This is a genomic window from Bordetella petrii (genome assembly GCF_020991325.1).
GTDB classification, from domain to species: domain Bacteria; phylum Pseudomonadota; class Gammaproteobacteria; order Burkholderiales; family Burkholderiaceae_B; genus Bordetella_A; species Bordetella_A petrii_E.
In genome coordinates this window covers 1-18,321 of the sequence record NZ_JAJMLX010000072.1, presented here as the reverse complement: position 1 = coordinate 18,321, position 18,321 = coordinate 1, and the positions used below count along the sequence as shown (strand labels likewise).

The following is an 18,321-nucleotide window of genomic DNA, read 5'->3' as shown; positions in this document are numbered from 1 at the left end:
AGCATCCGGCCCTGCATCCCGGCCGCAGCGCCCGCATCGACCTGGCCGGCCAGCCGGTGGGCTGGATCGGCGAACTGCACCCGCGCTGGGCGCAGCAGGCCGATCTGCCCCATGCGCCGGTTGTGTTCGAGCTCGACGCCGAATCCCTGGCCCAAGGCTGCCTGCCGCAGGTTAGCGAACTGTCGCGCCAGCCCATGGTGGTGCGCGACCTGGCCTTGTGGGTCGATCTGCCCGTCAGCGCCCAGGCCATGCTGGACACGGTGGCCGCCACCATCGCGGCCGACCCGCAACTGGCCGTGGTGCAGGACGTGCGCCTGTTCGACGTGTGGCGCGACAAACCTCAGGACGGCCGTCCCATCACCGAAAAAAGCCTTGCCTTCCGGTTCTGGCTACAGGACACTGAAGTCACGTTGGACGAGGCCCGCGTCACCGACTGCCTGGCCCGCATCAACCAGGCGTTGGCTGGCGCCCATGGCGCGCGCCAGCGTACTTGAACCCAGGGGACAACCATGCTTGCCGAGCCGCGTACCCTTACCAAGGCCGAACTCGCCGAACTGCTGTTCGAGCGGGTGGGGCTGAACAAGCGCGAAGCCAAAGACATCGTCGACACTTTTTTCGAAGAAATCCGCGATGCCCTGGCGCGCGGCGATTCGGTGAAGCTGTCGGGCTTTGGCAATTTCCAGGTGCGCAACAAGCCGCCGCGTCCGGGGCGCAACCCCAAGACAGGCGAGACCATTCCCATTGCGGCGCGCCGCGTGGTCACCTTCCACGCCAGTCAGAAACTGAAAAGCGTGGTCGAGCAGGCAGAGCCGCCCGGTGCCGACAACGGCGGGGAGTGATACCCTTTGTCGGCAATTGTTATCGGCTTACGGCGTATCACAGCATAAAATCATTCCCCATGACTCGTCCCGAACCCACCGTTGCGCTTCCACCCATTCCCGCCAAACGTTATTTCACGATTGGCGAAGTCAGTGACCTCTGCGGCGTCAAGCCGCACGTGCTGCGTTACTGGGAACAGGAATTCACCCAGCTCAAACCCGTCAAGCGCCGCGGCAACCGCCGGTACTATCAGCACCACGAAGTCCTGCTGATCCGCCGCATCCGCTCGCTGCTTTACGAACAGGGCTTTACCATCAGCGGCGCGCGCAACCGCCTGGGCGATGCGCGCGACACCCCGCACGACCAGGATGCCGCCGTGCGCCTGAGCGGGGCGGAAATCCAGGCCCTGCGCACCGAATTGGCCAATGTGTCGGGCATGCTGGGCGAAGCCCTGGGCTCGAGTGCGGCGGCACCAGCGCCTGGGCCGCAGGCGGGTTAATAAAACACGCGCCCCTCATGAAAAACCTGCACGATTCGGTGCAGGTTTTTTTTAGTTCTGATATACTCTTTTTCTTTCGGGGCGTAGCGCAGCCTGGTAGCGCACTTGCATGGGGTGCAAGGGGTCGCGAGTTCGAATCCCGCCGTCCCGACCAGCAGTTCCAAGGCCGTTAGTGATAGCAATCACTAACGGCCTTTCCCTTTATGGGGACTTCGTAGGTAGGTGCGCAGGGGAAAAGAGGTCCATGAACGTCACCGGATACGCGCCACGGCTGGGTTTGTCGTGATGGACAAACTGCGTGTTACTGATAATGGAGCCCCGGCATAGCACGGCACGCTGATAGAGGTGACACACCGGTGCCTGGACGATCACCCAATGCGGGATGTCGCGCCCACATTTATCAATGTGGGGCTCCAATGCTTCAATGAATGCGCCCCAGGGGATGTGTCCATGCGCCCAGAATTTGACCTGACATGAGTCGTCCATGGCTAAGGGCCTTCGATCTGTATAGGCTTCGATCAGTTTCGGCGACAGCAGGCGCCCGATTTCCTCGGGATTACGCTCTCTCTCGACGGACCGGCATTGGACCCCGATTGGTGGCAATGCGAATCGGTTGGCTTCTGTGCAGCCAAGGCGGCGCGGCCCAGCGGTTCCAGCGTATTCAGTCAGGCATGCAGGGTCGCTGGAGTCGTGTACATTCCAGCGGAGCTTGCGACAATCGCACGCTGAAAACGAAGGCCTGGCCGCCGTGCCGGGCCTTTTCTTTTCAAGGTTTAGGCGTTCCGGCCAGCCTTAGTTAGTGTATTGTGTACCGGCTTGTCTGCCACTCCGCTTGGAAAGTAGCCCAGCCGAAAAAACGATTGGTAGTACAAAGCCATCGGCCTAGGGAATGCCTTTGGGATATAAGCCCAGAGATCGCGAACCAGTATGTCTAAGGCTGCGAAAAAGAACGTTGGCATTTGCTCATCCGACCAGCCTTCGAGATTTGGAGTCATCACTTCGCGGACTGTTGGCGGCATTCCCGTTGGGTCCAGCGTCATATTGAAAGTTGTCATGGCGCTGGGTGTGGATGGCACGGCCAGGAAGGTCCAGAGAGCAGTTACAGCGAAATGCTCGAACTGGTATGTGGAAGAATTTAACCTCGCCCCGGACGGAGATTTGTAGCGCAAGTGCGGCGCCGATACGAGGACGCTAAAGAAAAGCGTAAACCGTAAAGGGTTATACGAACCCAGTGACCACCGAGCGCCATCCCGTTGAGATGCATCGTATTCATTCAGAGCCAGATCCGGACGCCGGGACGCAAAGAGATAGGCCCAATTGGCCTGATCGCGAATTGCAGAAGTAATGTGTGGTGCGATGTGTTCTTCGCCGTCTTGCAGGATGCGAGTAAGTTTGATGGTGGTGATCTTGTATGGACTGTTGGTGGATCGGTGGACTGATATGCGCTGCTCACGTATCGGCGCTTGTTTGTTTGTGCTTACCCCGCCAATTTCCCGGGATCGAGCTGCAGACGTGATGGCGATCAGTAGGTCACCGTTGGGCCTCTCTTCGATAGTGAAGAGGCTTCTCGGGCGGCTGGCAGCAGTGATGCAGCACCGAACCTTTTGTTTGGGCACAATGCCTCCAGGTGGCTGTTCAAACGACAGGATGAGGCGCTTCAGAGCCTGTATGCCCGGATCCTGTACGTCACCTGCTGTTGCCTAATTGTGTATCATCAAGTTTCATTTCGGCAATTTGGTCTGCAGTGTTTGGCAGCCCCATAGCTGGGATCGGCCTGCCGCAAAGTCACCGCCCCCCTTCGCGTTGTGGCCCGCATCGTAATCCCAGTAGGGCAGAAGTACTCCAGGACTACCGAATCGCCCAAACCTTGCCCGGCCTTGATTTGTGACGGTTCGGGCTGGTGCGACAAGCCAAGCGCCGGCCGGCGGTGTGGTCGGTCAAAGGCGGCGGTTCGACAAGCGCATTACGGGCCGCAAGCTGCAGCGCCTTCGAGCCAAGTTGTCCGACCGCGAACCGCTTTACACCGAGTGTATACGCCAGGGGCGCGTCAGGCTGTCCTACTACCCACGACCGAATACCCGAAACTAGCACCGCCAACGGCCTGGGTGATGGAGCCGGCTCCGAACTTGTCCAACTGCTAGACCGGATTGTTTCGCCCTCAGGGCCGGTATCGCGCGAGTGACCAAACAAGTAGGGCGGGGCAGTGTGTCAGGTTGTGGCTGCGTGCAGTCGCAAGCCGAGCGCGCGAGATACCTTGAGAATGGTTGAAAACTCAGGCTCCCGTTCGCCCGACAATGCTTTATATAAGCTCTCTCGTGACAGGCCTGCTTCCCGTGCCACTTTGGTCATACCCTGGGCCCGAGCGATGTCGCCTAAGGCTTTTGCAATGAACGCTGCGTCGCCGTCACTCTCAGCGATGCATGCATCAAGATAGAGTGCCATTTCTTCTGGCGTGCGCAAGTGTTCTGCGATGTCATACGTGCGGATGTGCAACTTTTTCATAAGTCTGCCTCATTGATGACGACAGGAGCAAAATCCCGCAGCAGCGAGTGATGCCGCCGCGGGCACTGGCTGGCCGTATTACAGTTGGTCAACCAAATCATAGGCAAGGTCAATATCCCGTTGTTGAGAGGCTTTGTCGCCACCCACCAGAAGGATAACGATCGTACCCTTATCGCGCTCCGTGTAATAAACACGATAGCCTGGGCCGAAATCGATTCGCATTTCAGTGACGCCCTTCTTCAAGTTCCGATGGTCGCCCGGGTTGCCTTCGGCCAGGCGTCGAATCCGAGCCTGGATTCGAGCGCGTCCTACCAGATCCTTCAAATTTGCTGCAAAACGATCAAATACATCTGTCGTTTGGATAGTTTTTTCTATATTCACGGATATAACCTTTTACAGCGCATGGTCGGTTAACAGGTCCGTGAGAAAGAGTGTAGCCACGTGGCTACAATAAAGCAAGTATTCTCGAACGTCCCAGCTATGTCCGTTGTGGGGTTTGCGGGGACTCGGTAGCCCATTGTTACCCATAACTAAGTAGGGTAGAGCACCAATAGTCAGTCAAAATTATTGATAAATAAGTACTTTCAAACCGCTGGCAAGCATGGGTGAAGGGGTCGCGAGTTCGAATCCCGCCGCCCCGACCAGCAGTTCCAAGGCCGTTAGTGATAGCAATCACTAACGGCCTTATCATTTTCCGGCCTGTTTTCATCTGCTTTTTGTCTTGCCGCAAGGCCGCGCGCGCCGCGGTATTGCCTCGCATGCGGGCTTGGAGTGTGATGGTTTTTTCCCTGGGAGATCTCCATGACATCCATGATGAAAGCCGCCATCTTCGTCGAGCCGGGCCGCATAGAACTCGCCGACAAACCCATCCCCGACGTGGGCCCCAATGATGCCTTGCTGCGCATCACCACCACCACGATCTGCGGCACCGATATCCACATCCTGAAGGGCGAATACCCGGTAGCGCGGGGCCTTACCGTGGGGCACGAGCCGGTGGGCATCATCGAGAAGCTGGGCAGCGCCGTGCAGGGGTACCAGGAAGGGCAGCGGGTGCTGGCGGGCGCCATCTGCCCCAACTTCAATTCGTATGCCGCGCAAGACGGCGTGCCTTCGCAGGACGGCAGCTACCTGGTGCCGCGCGGCCTGTGCGCCTGCCATGGCTACAAGGCGACCGCCGGCTGGCGTTTCGGCAACATCATCGACGGCACCCAGGCCGAGTACGTGCTGGTGCCGGATGCCCAGGGCAATCTGGCGCCCGTTCCCGACGGCCTGAGCGACGAACAGGTGCTGATGTGCCCCGACATCATGTCCACCGGCTTCAAGGGGGCCGAGAATGCCGGCATCCGCATCGGCGACATCGTGGTGGTGTTTGCCCAGGGGCCGATCGGCCTGTGCGCGACGGCCGGCGCCCGCCTGCTGGGCGCCAGCACCATCATCGCCGTGGATGGCAACGACCATCGCCTGGACATCGCCCGCAAGATGGGCGCCGACGTGGCCTTGAATTACACGCAATGCGACGTGCGCCAGGAGATCATGGCCCTGACACGAGGGCGCGGCGCGGACGCAGCGATCGAGGCGCTGGGTACCCAGGCTACCTTCGAAGCGGCGCTGCGTGTCTTGAGGCCTGGCGGCACGCTGTCGAGCCTGGGTGTGTATTCCGAAGACTTGCGCATTCCCCTGGACGCGTTCGCGGCCGGCCTGGGCGATCACCGCATCGTGACGGCGCTGTGCCCGGGCGGCAAGGAACGCATGCGGCGCCTGCTGAACGTGGTGGCATCGGGCCGCGTCGACCTGGACCTGCTGGTGACGCATGAATACCCGCTGGACGACATCGTGGCTGCTTATGAACTGTTCGCCAACCAGCGCGATAACGTGCTGAAAGTGGCGGTCAAGCCATAGCGCGCCGCGCCGCCGCGCTCAGCTGGTACGGCCGGTGGCCGGCGTGGCCAGGTAGGCCTGCACCGCATCCACCGAGTTGCCCACCTGATGCACGGCTTCTTCCAGTTGTTCTGCTGTGACGCCGAATTTCTGGCTCCAGTAGCGGCGCTCCCAGGCTTCGCTGACATTCACGCGCAGGGTGTCTTGCGGGCCGCGGTTGTTCAGGTCATCAGTCATCGGGTTCTCCCTTGTAGTGGTGGCTGCGCGTGTGCAGCAGCAAGCCGCATGCCCCGCGCAGTTACATCAAGTAAGGGTAATTCCGTCCTAACTAGCGGCGCCGACTGCTCTACAGTGAGTCGCGTCCGCAGGCGTGTGTCGCGGTCGTAACCATCAAGGAGAAAACAATGTCCAATAGCCCTATGAAGGCCTGGAGCGAGTACAAACCCAGCAAGACGATCTGGTTGTGGTCATGCGTGGGCGCAGCAGTGGCAACCATGGTTGTCGGTTTCACCGCCGGGGGCTGGGTTACCTCGAATACCGCCGCCAAACAGGCCGAAACGTCCACCCAGGCCGCGGTGGCCCAACTAGCCGCGGGAATTTGCGCGCACCGTTTCATGGCGGCGCCCGACGCCCAGGCCGCATTGACGGCGCTGCAGCAAGCTGATTCGTGGAAGCGCGACACGTTGATAGAAGAGGGCGGCTGGGTGACGTTCGCCGATGCCAAGGCCCCCGTGGACGGCGCGGCAGATCTCTGCGCGTCCAAACTGATGGAATCGGGCGCCGCGGGCGCCACGCCCGTGGTGCCGCGCACCAGCGGCCATTCGTGATCAATGCCTGCCGGGCCGGTGCGCCCGGCAGGCATTGCACGGGTAGATCAGCGGGTTGATCAGTAAGGGCCGCCGTGGGCGGCGGGCGCCTTGGTCTGCTTGAAATCGGCGGCCAGGTTCTCTGCCGCGCGCGCCAGCAACGTGGCATCCACCCCCACGGCCACGAAGGTGGCGCCCAGTTCCAGGTAGTGGCGCGCCAGCGCGCGGTCGCCCTGCAGGATACCGGGGGCCTTGCCGGCCTTGGCGATGCGGACAATGGCATCGTCGATGGCGGCGGCGACGTCCGGATGATTGGGGTTGCCCAGGTGTCCCATGCTGGCCGACAGGTCCGCCGGGCCGATGAACACGCCGTCCACGCCTTCCACCGCCAGGATATCGTCCAGCGCGTGCAGGCCCTGCGGCGTTTCGATCTGCACCAGCAGGCACATTTCATCGTTGGCGCGCTGCGGGTAGTCCGGAATGCGGTTCCAGCGCGAGGCGCGCGCCAGCGCGCTGCCCAAGCCGCGTATGCCGTGCGGCGGATAACGCATGGCGGACACCGCGGCGGCGGCTTCTTCGGCCGACTGGATCATGGGCACCAGCAGGGTCTGCGCGCCGGCATCGAGTATCTGCTTGATCTGCACGAAGTCGTTCCAGGCCGGCCGTACCACGGCGGCGGTGGGATACGGAGCCATGGCCTGCAATTGCGCCAGCATGGTCTGCAGAGTGTTGGGCGCATGTTCGCCATCGATGAGCAGCCAGTCGAAGCCTGCGCCGGCGCAGATTTCGGCGGTGTAGGGGTGGGCCAGGCCAGCCCACAGGCCGATTTGCGGACGGGCGTCGCGCAGGGCGCGCTTGAAGTGATTGGTCAGGATATCCATGGTGGGGCGTGGCCTAGATGAAGTGGCAATTGACGGAACCCAGCGCGCCGTAATCGACGGCGAAGGTATCGCCCGGGCGCGCGTAGACGGGCCGGGTGAATGACCCCGACAGGATGACCTGGCCGGGTTCGAGCGTGACGCCGCGCGGCCCCAGCTTGTTGGCCAGCCACACCACGCCGTTGGCCGGATGGTTCAGCACGCCGGCGGCCAGGCCGGTTTCTTCGATGACAGCGTTGCGCGACAGCATGGCGCCCACCCAGCGCAGATCCACCTCATGCATGCGCACCGGGCGCCCGCCCATGACCACGCCGGCATTCGCGGCATTGTCGGCAATGGTGTCGAACACTTTGCGCGGCCGTTTGGAATCGGGATCGATCTGGTGCGAACGCGCGTCGATGATTTCCAGCGCGGGCACCACATAGTCCACGGCGTTGTACACATCCGCCAGGGTGACGCCGGGCCCGCGCAGGGGCTTGGCCAGGATGAATGCCAGTTCGACTTCCAGGCGCGGCACGATGAAGCGATCGCCGGGGATTTCGCCTTCGCCGAAGAACATGTCATCGAGCAGGGTACCGTAGTCCGGCTCATCGATTTGCGAGGCCTGCTGCATGGCGCGCGAAGTCAGGCCGATTTTGTGGCCCTTGACGCTGCGCCCTTCGGCGATTTTCAGTTCCAGCCATTGCCGTTGCACGGCATAGGCATCGTCGATGGTGATGCCGGGGTGGTCCAGCGATATCTGGCGGATCTGGGTGCGGTCGCGTTCGGCCTGGTGCAGGCGCGCGGCCAGTGCCTGGATGGTGGAAGCGTCGAGCATCGGGGAGTCTCCGTTGCCGGGCGGCGTGGCCTCGGCATCAAATAGTTAACATGTTATCTATTATGCGGAATCCATGGCCTGCCGGCAAGTGGCGTGGTCCGTCACGCAGGCGGCGCTTGCCGCCTGATCCGTTCGATGGCCTCGTCCACGTCGCGGTACAGGCGTTCCAGGCGATCTTTACCGACCGCCTGTTCCAGCAGTTCGTAGCGGGCATCGATCAGCGGGCGCATCTGTTCAATCAACTTGCGGCCCTTGGCTGTCAGCGATATGGCCTGCCTGCGCTGGTCGGCCTGCGAGTGGGCGCGCGCGATCAGGCCGGCCTGTTCCATGCCCAGCAGCATGCGGGTCAGGCTGGGACGCAGGATCTGGCAACTGGCGGCGATCTGGTTGGGTTCCATCGGGCCCGCGTCGCTGAGCGTGCGCAGCACGCGCCATTGCTGCTCGGTGACGCCGGCCCGGTTCAGCAGCGGCCGGAAATGCGCCATCAGCGCCTCGCGCGCGTGCAGCAGCAGGTGGGGCAGATTGCGATGATGGAAATGGCTCATGCGGGCGATGTTAGCAAGGCAGGGGGGCGGGAAGGCAAGACCGGGACGGCGCTGAAATATCGTTGTCGCACTTGATCAATAGGCTCGAGATATGACCGATTCTTGCGGCTCGGGGGATATTTATGAATATCGCAAAAGGCGTGCGCATGGGCGGATACCGTATCCATTGCGACGTGGTCGAGTTGAGCAGCGGACTGTACCAGCTTGTGGTCACGTCCCATAGAGAAGGGCATATCGACACCGAGCGCGTCTGGCGGGTGCCCGACTGGGAACCCTGCAGCCAGTTGGCCGACGCGCAGCGGCAGGCGGGGCGGCTGCTCAAGAGCATCAAGCGCGTGGGGGCATCGGGCGAGCCCGTGTACAGCCACTGAGCATGCGGGGCGCCCATGAAGAGCGCCCCAGCTCAGGACGAGTCTGGGGCGCTCTTGCCGGGCTTCGCACGCATGGGTGTCAGAACGCTCGGCGATTTCAATGTAGCGCCGCAGTTCCGGCGGCGCAAGCACAAATTCGTTTCAGCGTCTCCCTGTCCGGCAGGCCGGCCGCCGGACATTCGTTGCGGCGTCGGGTGCAATGGTTTGCAATAGTGTAGCGGTGCCCCGGGGGGCAGCGGCCGGGACGCGACCGGGCCGCATGCTATCGTATCCCTACGCAATTTTGACGCTTTACCCACTTATGGCGCGCATGAAAATCCAGCAAGGTGAACTCGCCCATTGGCTGCAGGTCGTTGCCGAGGGCGACGACGCCGGCGTGGCGCGTTCTTTGGTTCCCACGCATATTGCCGACGGTTTGTTGGTATTGCGTTGCGTGCGCGAAACAGAGCAGGGTAGCCTGGTGCTGACCGACAAGGGCCGCCTGGCCCTGCGCATGGAATCCCCCGGGGCCATCCACCTGGGTTAGGGAATTCTCCGGGGTCCGCGCAGCGGACGTCTAGGGGATGCCCGGTATCGCCGGGCGCAGCTCACCGGTAAGATGAACTTGCGTGGCACCCGCGAGTCCAAATGTCATGCGGACCTGATAAATGGACCCCGCCAGCGCCACGCGTGGATTCACGCGTTTGGGTAACCGACTGGGAGGAAGCCATGCAGCATCATGACCAGGAAGTACTGATCGACGTATCCACAGCGGCCATGGATACCGGCGGATACGGTGTACTGCTGACGGTAACGGCCGAAGGGGGCACGGAAGTCGATGCCGCCTTTTCATATCTGGGCGATTGCGCATCGTTGCACGAGGCGCGCGATCGCGCAGAGATCTTCGCCCAGAACTGGGTCGAGGAGAATATCTTCCGCTGACGGCATTCCTGGCGGAATTCCCGCAAGCTGCGCGCGCCCCATGACGTCTGGTCGACGCAAGGGTCCGACAGCGACATGAATCCGGGTTATCGTCGCTGCTTCGTCATTCTGGGCGCGCGCTATCTTCGCGCCACGCACTCATGGCAGTTTCTGTTTCATCCGAGCTTTCTGCTACCAGCCAGGCCCTGCGCCGGCATTTCCGCGAGGTGGTGCTGCCGCTGTGGATGGGCCGTGGCTTCAACGAGCGCATGGGCCTGCCCTACGAATCTCTGGCCGGCGACACCGGCCTGCCGCTGGTGCCGCAACGCTACCGGGCCATGGCCTGCGCCCGCCAGCTGTATGTGTATGCCTGCGCTCCCGATGCCGCCCACGCCCGGCATGCCGACATCCTGTTCGAGGCGCTGCTGCGGCACTTTCGCGATGCGCAGCATGGCGGCTGGCGCTACAGCATCGACCCGGAAGGGCGTGTGCTGGACGACACGCAGGATCTATACACGCATGCATTCGTGGTGTTCGCGTGCGCGGCGTATTTTGAACGTTCGCGCCGCGCCGAAGCGCGGCAGATGCTGCTGCAGACCGCCGAGCAGATCGAGTCGAAGTTTCGCCGGGCCGACGGCCTGTACCACGCGGCCATGTCCGCCGACTGGAGCCGCGCCACCCTGGGGCCGGCGCAGAATCCCGTCATGCACCTGACCGAGGCATATCTGGCCGCTGCGCGGGTGGCCGAACCCGCCTGGTTTGCCCAGCTGTTGCGCGGCATCGGCCAGGGCGTGGCCGATGCCTTCCTGCATGCGCCCAGCCAATGTATTGCCGAGGCGCCCGTGGGCACGCCGGATAACCGTATCGAGCCCGGCCACCAGTTTGAGTGGTTTGTGCTGCTGGGCAGCGCGCCCGCGGTATTTGCCGAGCTGGAACTGGCGCTGGCCCTGCCGCGCGGGTGCCACTGGGCGCGCCAGCACGGCGTGTCCGGCGGCACGGCGGGCGTGCGTGCCGCCTTGCACGAAGACGGCAGCGTGCGCGATGCCAGCGAGCGCATCTGGGCCCAGACCGAATACACGCGCTACCTGGCGGCCTGCGGCGACTGGGACACTTTGGCCACGCAGGCAGCGGCGCTGCGCGACCGCTTCCTGCATCCGGGCGGCTGGCGCGAGTGCCTGGACGGGCGGGGTGCCTTGCTGCGCACCGATATGCCGTCCAGCACGCCCTACCATCTGGCCACCGGCTACGCGGCCTTGCCGGGGGCCTGATTTCCGGCTCAAAACAACAATTGGTCAAATACTTTACAATTTGACTATCGTTGTCTTGAGGTTACCAATGAGCATCATGTGTGTGGCATGCCAGGCGATCGCGCCTGGCCAGGCCGGGGTCTCGCCGCATGTGGCGCTGGGGCACCAGGGGTTCATCCACCCGTCCCAGAAAGGGCGCGAGGGGTGCCGCGAAGACCATTTCCGCTGCCTGGAATGCGGCGCCAAATGGCTGCGCGAAACCGACAAATGGGGCACCGACCTGGGGTTCAAGCTGGCTCCTTGACGGCCCTCAGGGCAGGGGCCGGATGCGCTCGCCGGGCAGCCAGTACACCGCACCCTCGTGTTCCTGCACCAGTAACGGAACCAGGCGGCCGTTCTTACAGGGCCCGCCCACGCACAGGCCGGTGTTGGGCAGGAAAGTCGCGCCATGGCGCGCGCACATCAGCAGATCGCCGGCGCGTGTAAACACGCTGCCTTCCCAGTCGATTTCCACCCCCATGTGCGCGCAGCGGTTCAGGTAGCCGTATGGCTGGCCTCGGTAGCGCACGAAAAACACCGTGGCCTGGCCGTCGCCCGCGTCGGCCGGCCGCTTGAGGGCCAGGCCGCCGTCGTGCAGTTCACTACTGGCGCAAATGCGCACGGCGTTGGGGGGCAGGGTATTGGGCATCATGGGCGCAAGCGGAAAAGAAAGCGATATTCGGCCAGGAGGCGCGGCGGTGTCAAACCGGCTTCAGGCCGGCATGGCGTCGCCGGCATGGCTTTGCTGGCGCTCCCACATGGCGGCGTAGGGGCCGCCGCCCGCCAGCAGCGCGGCATGGCTGCCGCGCTCGACGATGCGGCCGTCGCCCAGCACGATGATCTCGTCGGCGTCGGCAATAGTGGATAGCCGGTGCGCGATGATCAGCGTGGTGCGGCCCTGGCTGACTTCGCGCAGATTGGCCTGGATCTCGCGTTCGGTGTGCGTGTCCAGCGCGCTGGTGGCTTCGTCGAACAGGAATATCGACGGGTTCTTCAGGATGGTGCGCGCGATGGCCACCCGCTGTTTCTCGCCGCCCGAAAGCTTCAGGCCGCGCTCGCCCACCATGGTGCGGTAGCCGTCGGGCATGCTCATGACCAGTTCGTGGATGTGCGCCAGGCGCGCCGCGGCCTGCACTTCGCCATCGGTGGCGCCGGGGCGGCCGTAGGCGATGTTGTAGTGGATGGTGTCGTTGAACAGCACGGTGTCTTGCGGCACCACGCCGATGGCGGCGCGCAGGCTGGCCTGCGTGACGTCGCGGATGTCCTGCCCGTCGACCAGGATGGCGCCGCGGTCTGCGTCATAGAAGCGGAACAGCAGGCGCGCCAGCGTGGATTTTCCGGCGCCCGAGGAACCCACCACGGCCACGGTGCGGCCGGCGGGAATCTGGAAACTGACGCCTTTCAGGATGGGGCGACGTTCGTCGTAGCCGAATACCACGTCGCGGAACTCCACCGCGGCGCCTTGCAGCCGCAAGGCGGCCGCGCCGGGCTGGTCGCGCACTTCGCGCTGCTGGCCCAGCAGTTCGAACATGCGTTCCATGTCGATGAGCGACTGCTTGATTTCCCGGTAAATGAATCCGAAGAAGCTGAGCGGGTCGTACAACTGCAGCAGGTAGGTGTTCACCAGCACGAAATCGCCCAGCGTGTAGCGGCCGTCGACAATGCCGCTGGCGGCCATCCACATGACCAGGGTCAGGCCTACCGAGATGATGATGGCCTGGCCGATATTCAGGATCGACAGGCTGACCTGGCTGCGCACCGCGGCGCGTTCATAGCGCGTGAGCGAAGCGTCGTAGCGCCGCGCTTCGTGCTCTTCGTTGCCGAAGTACTTGACGGTTTCGTAGTTGAGCAGGCTTTCGATGGCTTTGGTGTTGGCTTCCGAATCGGTCTCGTTCATGAGCCGGCGGAACTTGGTGCGCCATTCGGTGACGACCAGGGTATATGCCAGGTACAGCCCCACGGTGAGGGCGGTGGTGGCCGCCAGCCAGAAGTCGAACAGCTTCCACAGCACCACGCATACCAGGCCGATTTCGAAGAACGTGGGCAGCACGTTGAACAGCAGGAACGACAGCAGGGTCTGAATGCCCTTGGTACCGCGTTCGATGGCGCGCGTCAGGCCGCCTGTCTGGCGAGACAGATGGAAACGCAGCGCCAGCGCATGCAGGTGGCGGAAAATCTGCAGGCCTACCGCGCGGATGGCATGCTGCCCCACGCGCGCGAATACGGCGTCGCGCAATTCGGAGAACAGCAGCGAGAAAACCCGCGCCGCGCCATACGCCAGGATCAGGCCCACCGGCACGGCCAGCGCGGCGCCGGTGTTCTTGCTGAGCTCGTCGATGGCCGATTTGTACAGAATCGGCACATACACCACGGCGGCCTTGGCGGCCAGCAGGCACAGCAGGGCGATGACCACGCGCGCTTTCAGGCCGGTGCGGCCCGGCGGCCACAAGTAGGGAAGCAGGGTGCGCAGCGTGGCCAGGCTGCCGCGCGGGATGGGGGAATCGGGGGTGGACATGGGGTGGCGGTAAACGGCTGCCCGGAGGGGCACTGGCCGCATTATGGGCCAGCTTGCGGGCAAGCGCGGCAAAGGCCCGCCGCCGCCAGGGGGCATGCCGGGGGTGGCCCCGGCATGCCCCGGGGCTTAATCCACGCGGGCGCCCGAGGCGCGCACCACTTCGCTCCAGCGCTGGACGTCGGCCCGCAGGATCTCCGCGAATTCCTCGGGGCTGGTGATGTAGGGTTCGGCGCCCTGGGCGGCGAAGCTGTCGATCACCTTGGGATCGCGCAGCGCGGCGTTCACGTCGCGGTTGATCTGGGCGATACGGTCGGCCGGCGTTCCCTTGGGAGCCATCAGGCCGAACCAGGGGCTGACATCGAAATCCTTGAAGCCGGCCTCGGCGATGGTGGGGATGTCGGCAAAGGCCTTGGCGCGGCGCGCGCTGGTGACCGCCAGCGCCCGCAGCGAGCCGCTCTTGAGCGAGCCGGCCACCGACGGCAAGCTGGTGAACACCACGTCGATGCGGCCGCCCAGCAGGTCTTGCAGCGCGGGCGCGGCGCCGCGGTAGGGCACGTGCTGCATCTGCACTTTGGCGGCGCTGCTGAACATTTCGCCCAGCAGGTGGTTCACCGAGCCGTTGCCGGCCGACCCGTAAGTAATATTGCCTTTCCTGGCGGCCTGTACCAGGTCGTCCACGTTTTTGAACGGGGCGTCCGGACGGGTGACCAGCACGAAGGGCAGCGTGGCCAGCGTGGCCACGGGGGCGAAATCGGTGCCGGGGTTGAATGACAGCTTGGTGTACAGGGCGCCATTGATGGCCTGGGTGCCCACGTAGCTCATCAGCAGGGTGTAGCCGTCGGCCGGGGTATTCAGCACCGACTCCATGCCCACATTGCCTCCCGCGCCGGCGCGGTTTTCCACCACCACGGTCTGGTTCCATTTCTGGCCCAGTTGCTGGCCCATGATGCGGGCCAGGGTATCCGAGGCGCCGCCGGGCGTCTGGGGCACGACCAGATGGACGGGCTTGCTGGGGTAGTCCTGGGCCGCGGCGGCGGGGTTGGCAAGCAGGAACGGCAGGGCCAGGGCGGCCGCCCAGGATAATTTACGCATGTCTCTCTCCATCGGTTGGGCCGTGTGTGTCCGGCCTTGGGTACCGCATGCTAGACATGCCTATGGTTCTGTATCAAGGACAAATGTTCTATATTTCGAACAAACTACGCTATTCACGCGCAACAGCCCCGTCTCCATAGGCATTTGTTCAGCCGGCTGAACACGGGGCGGCATTGCGCGCATGGGAATTCCTGATGCCTGCCGCCAGTGTTACCGCCATCGAGCGCCTGCTCGACATTTACGAAACCTTCCAGGCCAGCCAGCGTCCACTTTCGCTGACCGAACTGGCCGAGACCGCAGGGCTACCCAAAAGCACCTGCCATGCCATCGTGAACACGCTGGCCGCGCGCGGTTATCTGTATTCGCTGACACGGCCGCGCTCGCTGTACCCCACCAAGCGCATGTACGATGTGGCGCGCGACATCGTCGACAAGGACCCCTTCGTGGAACGCATGACGCCGGTGCTGGAGCGCCTGCGCGACACCTCGCGCGAAACCGTGATCCTGGGGCGGCGCCAGGGCGATGCCGTGATCTATCTGCAGGTGGTGGAAAGCGCCCACTCGATACGCTATTCGGCCCGGCCGGGGGAACTGAAGCCGCTGCATTCCAGTTCCATAGGCAAGGCCATGCTGGGCTGTATGAAAGACCCGGAACTGCGGGCCTGGCTGCACGGCCAGGCGCTGCCCGGGGTGACCGCGGCGACGCTGACCGACGCCCAGTCCCTGCTGGACGATATCCAGCAGGGACGCCGGCTGGGCTATTTCCAGACGCGCGGCGAGAACGTCGAAGAGGTGTGGGCGGTGGCGGCTTCGCTGGTGGTGAACCAGGAAACGTTCGCCATCGCGCTGGCAGGCCCCAAGCACCGCATGGAAGGCAGCATGGCCGAGTGCGCGCGGCTGCTGGCCGCTGCGTGCAGCTTCATTTCCCATCAGCCGGCGGCGCGTTGATACGCCTGGGAAAGGCGCCCGATTCGGAACAAGGCGGGTCGGGGCGCTATCATCGGGCCATAGCCCGTCGGTGCGAAGGGCCGTTTTCGCACCCAGCCCCTATTGATTCGGAGGTCTCATGGCGCAAGTCCCCGTACTGAAACTGAACGACGGCAACACTATCCCGCAATTGGGCCTGGGTGTCTGGCAGGTGCCCAATGGCGAGGCGGCAAGCTGCGTGAAAGAGGCGCTGGCCGCGGGGTACCGGCTGGTGGACACGGCGGCCATCTATGGCAACGAGGCGGGCGTGGGCGAAGGCTTGCGCGCATCGGGCCTGGGCCGCAAGCAGCTGTTCATTACCACCAAGCTCTGGAATGACAAGCATGGCTACGACGAGGCCCAGCAGGCCATGGACGACAGCCTGCGCAAGCTGGGCCTGGCCTATGTGGACTTATACCTGATCCACTGGCCGGTGGCCGGCAGCGACAAGTACCTGGACGCCTGGCGTGCGCTGGTGGCCATGAAGGAAGACGGGCGCGCCCGCTCGATCGGCGTGTCTAATTTCCCGCGGGCGCAATTGCAGCGCCTGATCGACGAAACCGGAATCGTGCCGGCGGTGAACCAGATCGAGCTGCATCCCGGCTTCGCGCAGAAAGCGCTGCGCGCCTTCCACGCGGAACAGGGCATCGCCACGCAGTCCTGGAGCCCGCTGGGGCAGGGCACGGTCATGCAGGACAAGACGCTGGTGGCGCTGGCGGAAAAGCACGGCAAGACCGCCGCGCAGATCACGCTGCGCTGGCACCTGCAGAACGGCCTGCTGGTGATTCCGAAGTCGGTGACGCCGGCGCGCATCCGGGCCAACATCGATGTGCTGGATTTCGAGTTGTCGGCCGACGATATGGCCGCCATCGACAACCTGCCGGAAGGCGCGAGGATGGGGCCCGACCCCGAGGCCTTCAGCGGCTGATGCCCGGGGGCGCCGTCAGGGCCGGGCCGGGAAGCACCAGTACCTGGCGATGACCGCCAGCAGCACGGTCAGCGACAGCCAGGAGGCCCAGTGCCAGGCCCCGGTGCCCAGCAGGGCCGCCAGCAGGCCGAAAATGCTGAGCGCGCCCAGCACGATGGGCGCGCCCCAGACAAACAGGAAACGCTTGCGGCGGCTCATGCGGGGCTCCGCAAGGCCTGCTGGTGGCGGCGCACCAGCTCTGCGACGCGCGCGTCATTGGCCTTGCGCCGTGCGATCCACAAATACAGGCCGCTGCCCAGCACCACGATGGTGACCAGGTCCAGCAGGGTCCAGAGTATTTTCAGCGGCATGCCGCCGTAGTCGCCGAAGTGCAGCGGACGCGAGACTTCCAGGGCCGTCAGGTACCACGGCATGCGGGCCACCGCGCTGAGTTCGCCGGTGACGCCATCGACCAGCACCGGACTGTTCAGCTTGGACGTCAGCGGGGTATTGCCGCGCAGCCATACGACGTAGTGGTGCGGGCTGCCAAAGGCATTGCCGGGATAGGAAATGAACGAGACCTCGCGGCCGGGCAGCGCCTGCATGGCGGCGTCGGAGGCCCGCTGGATCGACGCCAGGTCGGTGGGCACGGGCCGGCCCTGGTAAGGGGCCAGGATGCGCGGCAGTTCGGTCGACTGCCACAGGCGGAACAGGGGCGTGGACAGTTCGTTGATGACGCCGGTGACCCCCACGACGAAGGCCCACACCAGCGTCACGATGCCCAGCAGGTTATGCAGGTCCAGCCATTTCAGGCGGGGCGAGCGGGCGGCGCGCACCGTGCCGAACTCCAGCTTTTTCATGAAGGGGCCGTACAGCACCACGCCCGATACGATGGCCACCACGAACAGCAGGCCCATGAGGCCCAGGAACAGTTCGCCCGGCAGGCCGGCGAACAGGTCCACGTGCAGGGCCAGCATGATGCCCATGAACGAAAAGCGGTCTTCGGAATAGAGCGGACCGTCGTGCAGCACTTCGGCGGTGCGCAGGTCGACGCGCACGGCATGGCCTTGCTCTACTCCCTTGCCCGGTTCGGGCACCATGCCCACGAAGGCCTGGGGCTCGTGGTCGTCGATGAACAGGTAGTCGACGAATTCCTTGGGGTACAGTGCCTGGGCCCGCGCCACGATCTTGTCCAGGCTGGCGTGCGGCGCGCCTTCCGGAAGTTCCGCCACCGGCTTGCCTTCGTCGAGCAGGTGCTCGATCTCGTGGTGGAAGATCAGCGGCAACCCGGTAATACAGATGACCAGCAGGAACAGGGTGCATACCAGGCTGGTCCATTTGTGGACCAGATACCAGGTCTTGACGGTGGCGGCGGCGGTCATGGAGCGTGGTGGAAATCGACGGAAGCTTGCACGATATCACGAACAATAGCGATTCTCATCGCGTCTCGGCCGGCCGCCATCCGTGCCGCGCGGGCCGCTGGGCCCGGTTTAGAGCGGCCGGGAGTCCAGCGTGCCCGGGGCGTCGATGGGCCGCGCGCT

Annotated in this window: 23 protein-coding genes, 1 tRNA gene and 1 pseudogene; 13 read left to right on the top strand and 12 right to left on the bottom strand. The window is 64.0% G+C overall.

Features of this window, described 5'->3' with window-relative positions; all coding sequences use genetic code 11:
- The 4 genes and pseudogenes from LPZ50_RS09785 to LPZ50_RS09770 form a co-directional block, all read left to right on the top strand.
- Positions 1-494: pseudogene (locus LPZ50_RS09785) on the top strand (phenylalanine--tRNA ligase subunit beta); the annotation flags it as partial.
- 15 nt (positions 495-509) lie between these two features.
- Entirely contained in the window at positions 510-839 is a 330-nt protein-coding gene (locus tag LPZ50_RS09780; RefSeq protein WP_230660650.1) for an integration host factor subunit alpha, read from the top strand.
- Positions 840-898: 59 nt separating this feature from the next.
- On the top strand, positions 899-1,318 hold the full coding sequence (locus tag LPZ50_RS09775) for a MerR family transcriptional regulator (protein WP_230660647.1): 420 nt from the start codon (positions 899-901) through the stop codon (positions 1,316-1,318).
- A 77-nt stretch (positions 1,319-1,395) separates the two neighbouring features.
- A tRNA-Pro gene (locus tag LPZ50_RS09770) sits at positions 1,396-1,472 on the top strand.
- A gap of 619 nt (positions 1,473-2,091) precedes the next feature.
- Here the strand turns inward: LPZ50_RS09770 and LPZ50_RS09765 are convergent.
- The 3 genes from LPZ50_RS09765 to LPZ50_RS09755 all read right to left on the bottom strand — a co-directional run bounded on the left by LPZ50_RS09765 (position 2,092) and on the right by LPZ50_RS09755 (position 4,201).
- On the bottom strand, positions 2,092-2,934 hold the full coding sequence (locus LPZ50_RS09765) for a hypothetical protein (RefSeq protein ID WP_230660644.1): 843 nt from the start codon (positions 2,932-2,934) through the stop codon (positions 2,092-2,094).
- Between the two features lie 592 nt (positions 2,935-3,526).
- On the bottom strand, positions 3,527-3,820 hold the full coding sequence (locus LPZ50_RS09760; protein ID WP_230660641.1) for an addiction module antidote protein: 294 nt from the start codon (positions 3,818-3,820) through the stop codon (positions 3,527-3,529).
- A gap of 78 nt (positions 3,821-3,898) precedes the next feature.
- Positions 3,899-4,201, bottom strand: a complete 303-nt coding sequence (locus LPZ50_RS09755; protein ID WP_230660638.1) for a type II toxin-antitoxin system RelE/ParE family toxin — start codon at positions 4,199-4,201, stop codon at positions 3,899-3,901.
- Between the two features lie 420 nt (positions 4,202-4,621).
- Between LPZ50_RS09755 and LPZ50_RS09750 the strand changes: the two genes are divergently transcribed.
- Positions 4,622-5,719, top strand: coding sequence for an NAD(P)-dependent alcohol dehydrogenase (locus tag LPZ50_RS09750; protein WP_230660635.1), 1,098 nt, complete (start codon positions 4,622-4,624; stop codon positions 5,717-5,719).
- Between the two features lie 18 nt (positions 5,720-5,737).
- On the opposite strand, the gene LPZ50_RS09745 is transcribed toward LPZ50_RS09750, so the two are convergent.
- The gene (locus LPZ50_RS09745; RefSeq protein WP_230660632.1) at positions 5,738-5,935 is read right to left on the bottom strand and encodes a DUF3606 domain-containing protein; all 198 of its coding nucleotides are present in this window, start codon (positions 5,933-5,935) and stop codon (positions 5,738-5,740) included.
- Between the two features lie 167 nt (positions 5,936-6,102).
- Between LPZ50_RS09745 and LPZ50_RS09740 the strand changes: the two genes are divergently transcribed.
- Positions 6,103-6,525: a hypothetical protein gene (locus tag LPZ50_RS09740; protein WP_230660629.1), complete on the top strand. Its 423-nt coding sequence runs from the start codon at positions 6,103-6,105 to the stop codon at positions 6,523-6,525.
- 59 nt (positions 6,526-6,584) lie between these two features.
- Here LPZ50_RS09740 and hpaI read toward each other — a convergent pair whose 3' ends face one another.
- From hpaI to hpaR, 3 genes are all read right to left on the bottom strand, one after another.
- Positions 6,585-7,385, bottom strand: coding sequence for a 4-hydroxy-2-oxoheptanedioate aldolase (gene hpaI / locus LPZ50_RS09735; protein ID WP_230660626.1), 801 nt, complete (start codon positions 7,383-7,385; stop codon positions 6,585-6,587).
- Positions 7,386-7,398: 13 nt separating this feature from the next.
- Complete coding sequence (hpaH, locus tag LPZ50_RS09730) at positions 7,399-8,199, bottom strand: 2-oxo-hept-4-ene-1,7-dioate hydratase (protein ID WP_230660623.1); 801 nt, start codon at positions 8,197-8,199, stop codon at positions 7,399-7,401.
- Between the two features lie 101 nt (positions 8,200-8,300).
- Positions 8,301-8,744, bottom strand: a complete 444-nt coding sequence (hpaR, locus tag LPZ50_RS09725; RefSeq protein WP_230660620.1) for a homoprotocatechuate degradation operon regulator HpaR — start codon at positions 8,742-8,744, stop codon at positions 8,301-8,303.
- A 122-nt stretch (positions 8,745-8,866) separates the two neighbouring features.
- On the opposite strand from hpaR, the gene LPZ50_RS09720 reads away from it, so the two are divergent.
- The 5 genes from LPZ50_RS09720 (at position 8,867) to LPZ50_RS09700 (ending at position 11,566) form a co-directional block, all read left to right on the top strand.
- Positions 8,867-9,115 (top strand): hypothetical protein, encoded by a 249-nt coding sequence (locus tag LPZ50_RS09720; RefSeq protein WP_230660618.1) that lies wholly within the window; start codon positions 8,867-8,869, stop codon positions 9,113-9,115.
- A gap of 310 nt (positions 9,116-9,425) precedes the next feature.
- On the top strand, positions 9,426-9,641 hold the full coding sequence (locus LPZ50_RS09715) for a hypothetical protein (RefSeq protein ID WP_230660615.1): 216 nt from the start codon (positions 9,426-9,428) through the stop codon (positions 9,639-9,641).
- A gap of 182 nt (positions 9,642-9,823) precedes the next feature.
- A complete protein-coding gene (locus tag LPZ50_RS09710) occupies positions 9,824-10,036 on the top strand; it encodes a hypothetical protein (RefSeq protein ID WP_012249539.1) in 213 nt (70 codons plus the stop codon).
- Positions 10,037-10,176: 140 nt separating this feature from the next.
- The gene (locus LPZ50_RS09705; protein WP_230660612.1) at positions 10,177-11,283 is read left to right on the top strand and encodes an AGE family epimerase/isomerase; all 1,107 of its coding nucleotides are present in this window, start codon (positions 10,177-10,179) and stop codon (positions 11,281-11,283) included.
- A 67-nt stretch (positions 11,284-11,350) separates the two neighbouring features.
- Complete coding sequence (locus tag LPZ50_RS09700) at positions 11,351-11,566, top strand: hypothetical protein (RefSeq protein ID WP_230660609.1); 216 nt, start codon at positions 11,351-11,353, stop codon at positions 11,564-11,566.
- 6 nt (positions 11,567-11,572) lie between these two features.
- Here LPZ50_RS09700 and LPZ50_RS09695 read toward each other — a convergent pair whose 3' ends face one another.
- The 3 genes from LPZ50_RS09695 to LPZ50_RS09685 form a co-directional block, all read right to left on the bottom strand.
- The gene (locus LPZ50_RS09695) at positions 11,573-11,950 is read right to left on the bottom strand and encodes a Rieske (2Fe-2S) protein (RefSeq protein WP_230660653.1); all 378 of its coding nucleotides are present in this window, start codon (positions 11,948-11,950) and stop codon (positions 11,573-11,575) included.
- Between the two features lie 63 nt (positions 11,951-12,013).
- Positions 12,014-13,816: an ABCB family ABC transporter ATP-binding protein/permease gene (locus LPZ50_RS09690; protein WP_230660606.1), complete on the bottom strand. Its 1,803-nt coding sequence runs from the start codon at positions 13,814-13,816 to the stop codon at positions 12,014-12,016.
- Between the two features lie 126 nt (positions 13,817-13,942).
- On the bottom strand, positions 13,943-14,908 hold the full coding sequence (locus LPZ50_RS09685) for a Bug family tripartite tricarboxylate transporter substrate binding protein (protein WP_230660602.1): 966 nt from the start codon (positions 14,906-14,908) through the stop codon (positions 13,943-13,945).
- A gap of 194 nt (positions 14,909-15,102) precedes the next feature.
- Here LPZ50_RS09685 and LPZ50_RS09680 point away from each other — a divergent pair, with 194 nt between their 5' ends.
- Positions 15,103-15,855 carry an IclR family transcriptional regulator gene (locus tag LPZ50_RS09680; RefSeq protein ID WP_230660599.1) on the top strand — a complete coding sequence of 251 codons (753 nt, stop codon included), beginning with the start codon at positions 15,103-15,105 and terminating at the stop codon, positions 15,853-15,855.
- Between the two features lie 118 nt (positions 15,856-15,973).
- Complete coding sequence (locus LPZ50_RS09675; protein ID WP_230660597.1) at positions 15,974-16,801, top strand: aldo/keto reductase; 828 nt, start codon at positions 15,974-15,976, stop codon at positions 16,799-16,801.
- A gap of 15 nt (positions 16,802-16,816) precedes the next feature.
- On the opposite strand, the gene LPZ50_RS09670 is transcribed toward LPZ50_RS09675, so the two are convergent.
- Both LPZ50_RS09670 and LPZ50_RS09665 read right to left on the bottom strand, forming a co-directional pair.
- Complete coding sequence (locus tag LPZ50_RS09670) at positions 16,817-16,999, bottom strand: hypothetical protein (RefSeq protein WP_230660595.1); 183 nt, start codon at positions 16,997-16,999, stop codon at positions 16,817-16,819.
- Positions 16,996-18,162 carry a PepSY-associated TM helix domain-containing protein gene (locus LPZ50_RS09665; RefSeq protein ID WP_230660592.1) on the bottom strand — a complete coding sequence of 389 codons (1,167 nt, stop codon included), beginning with the start codon at positions 18,160-18,162 and terminating at the stop codon, positions 16,996-16,998. Before LPZ50_RS09665 ends, LPZ50_RS09670 begins: the two co-directional genes overlap by 4 nt.
- Between the last annotated feature and the right edge of the window lie 159 nt (positions 18,163-18,321).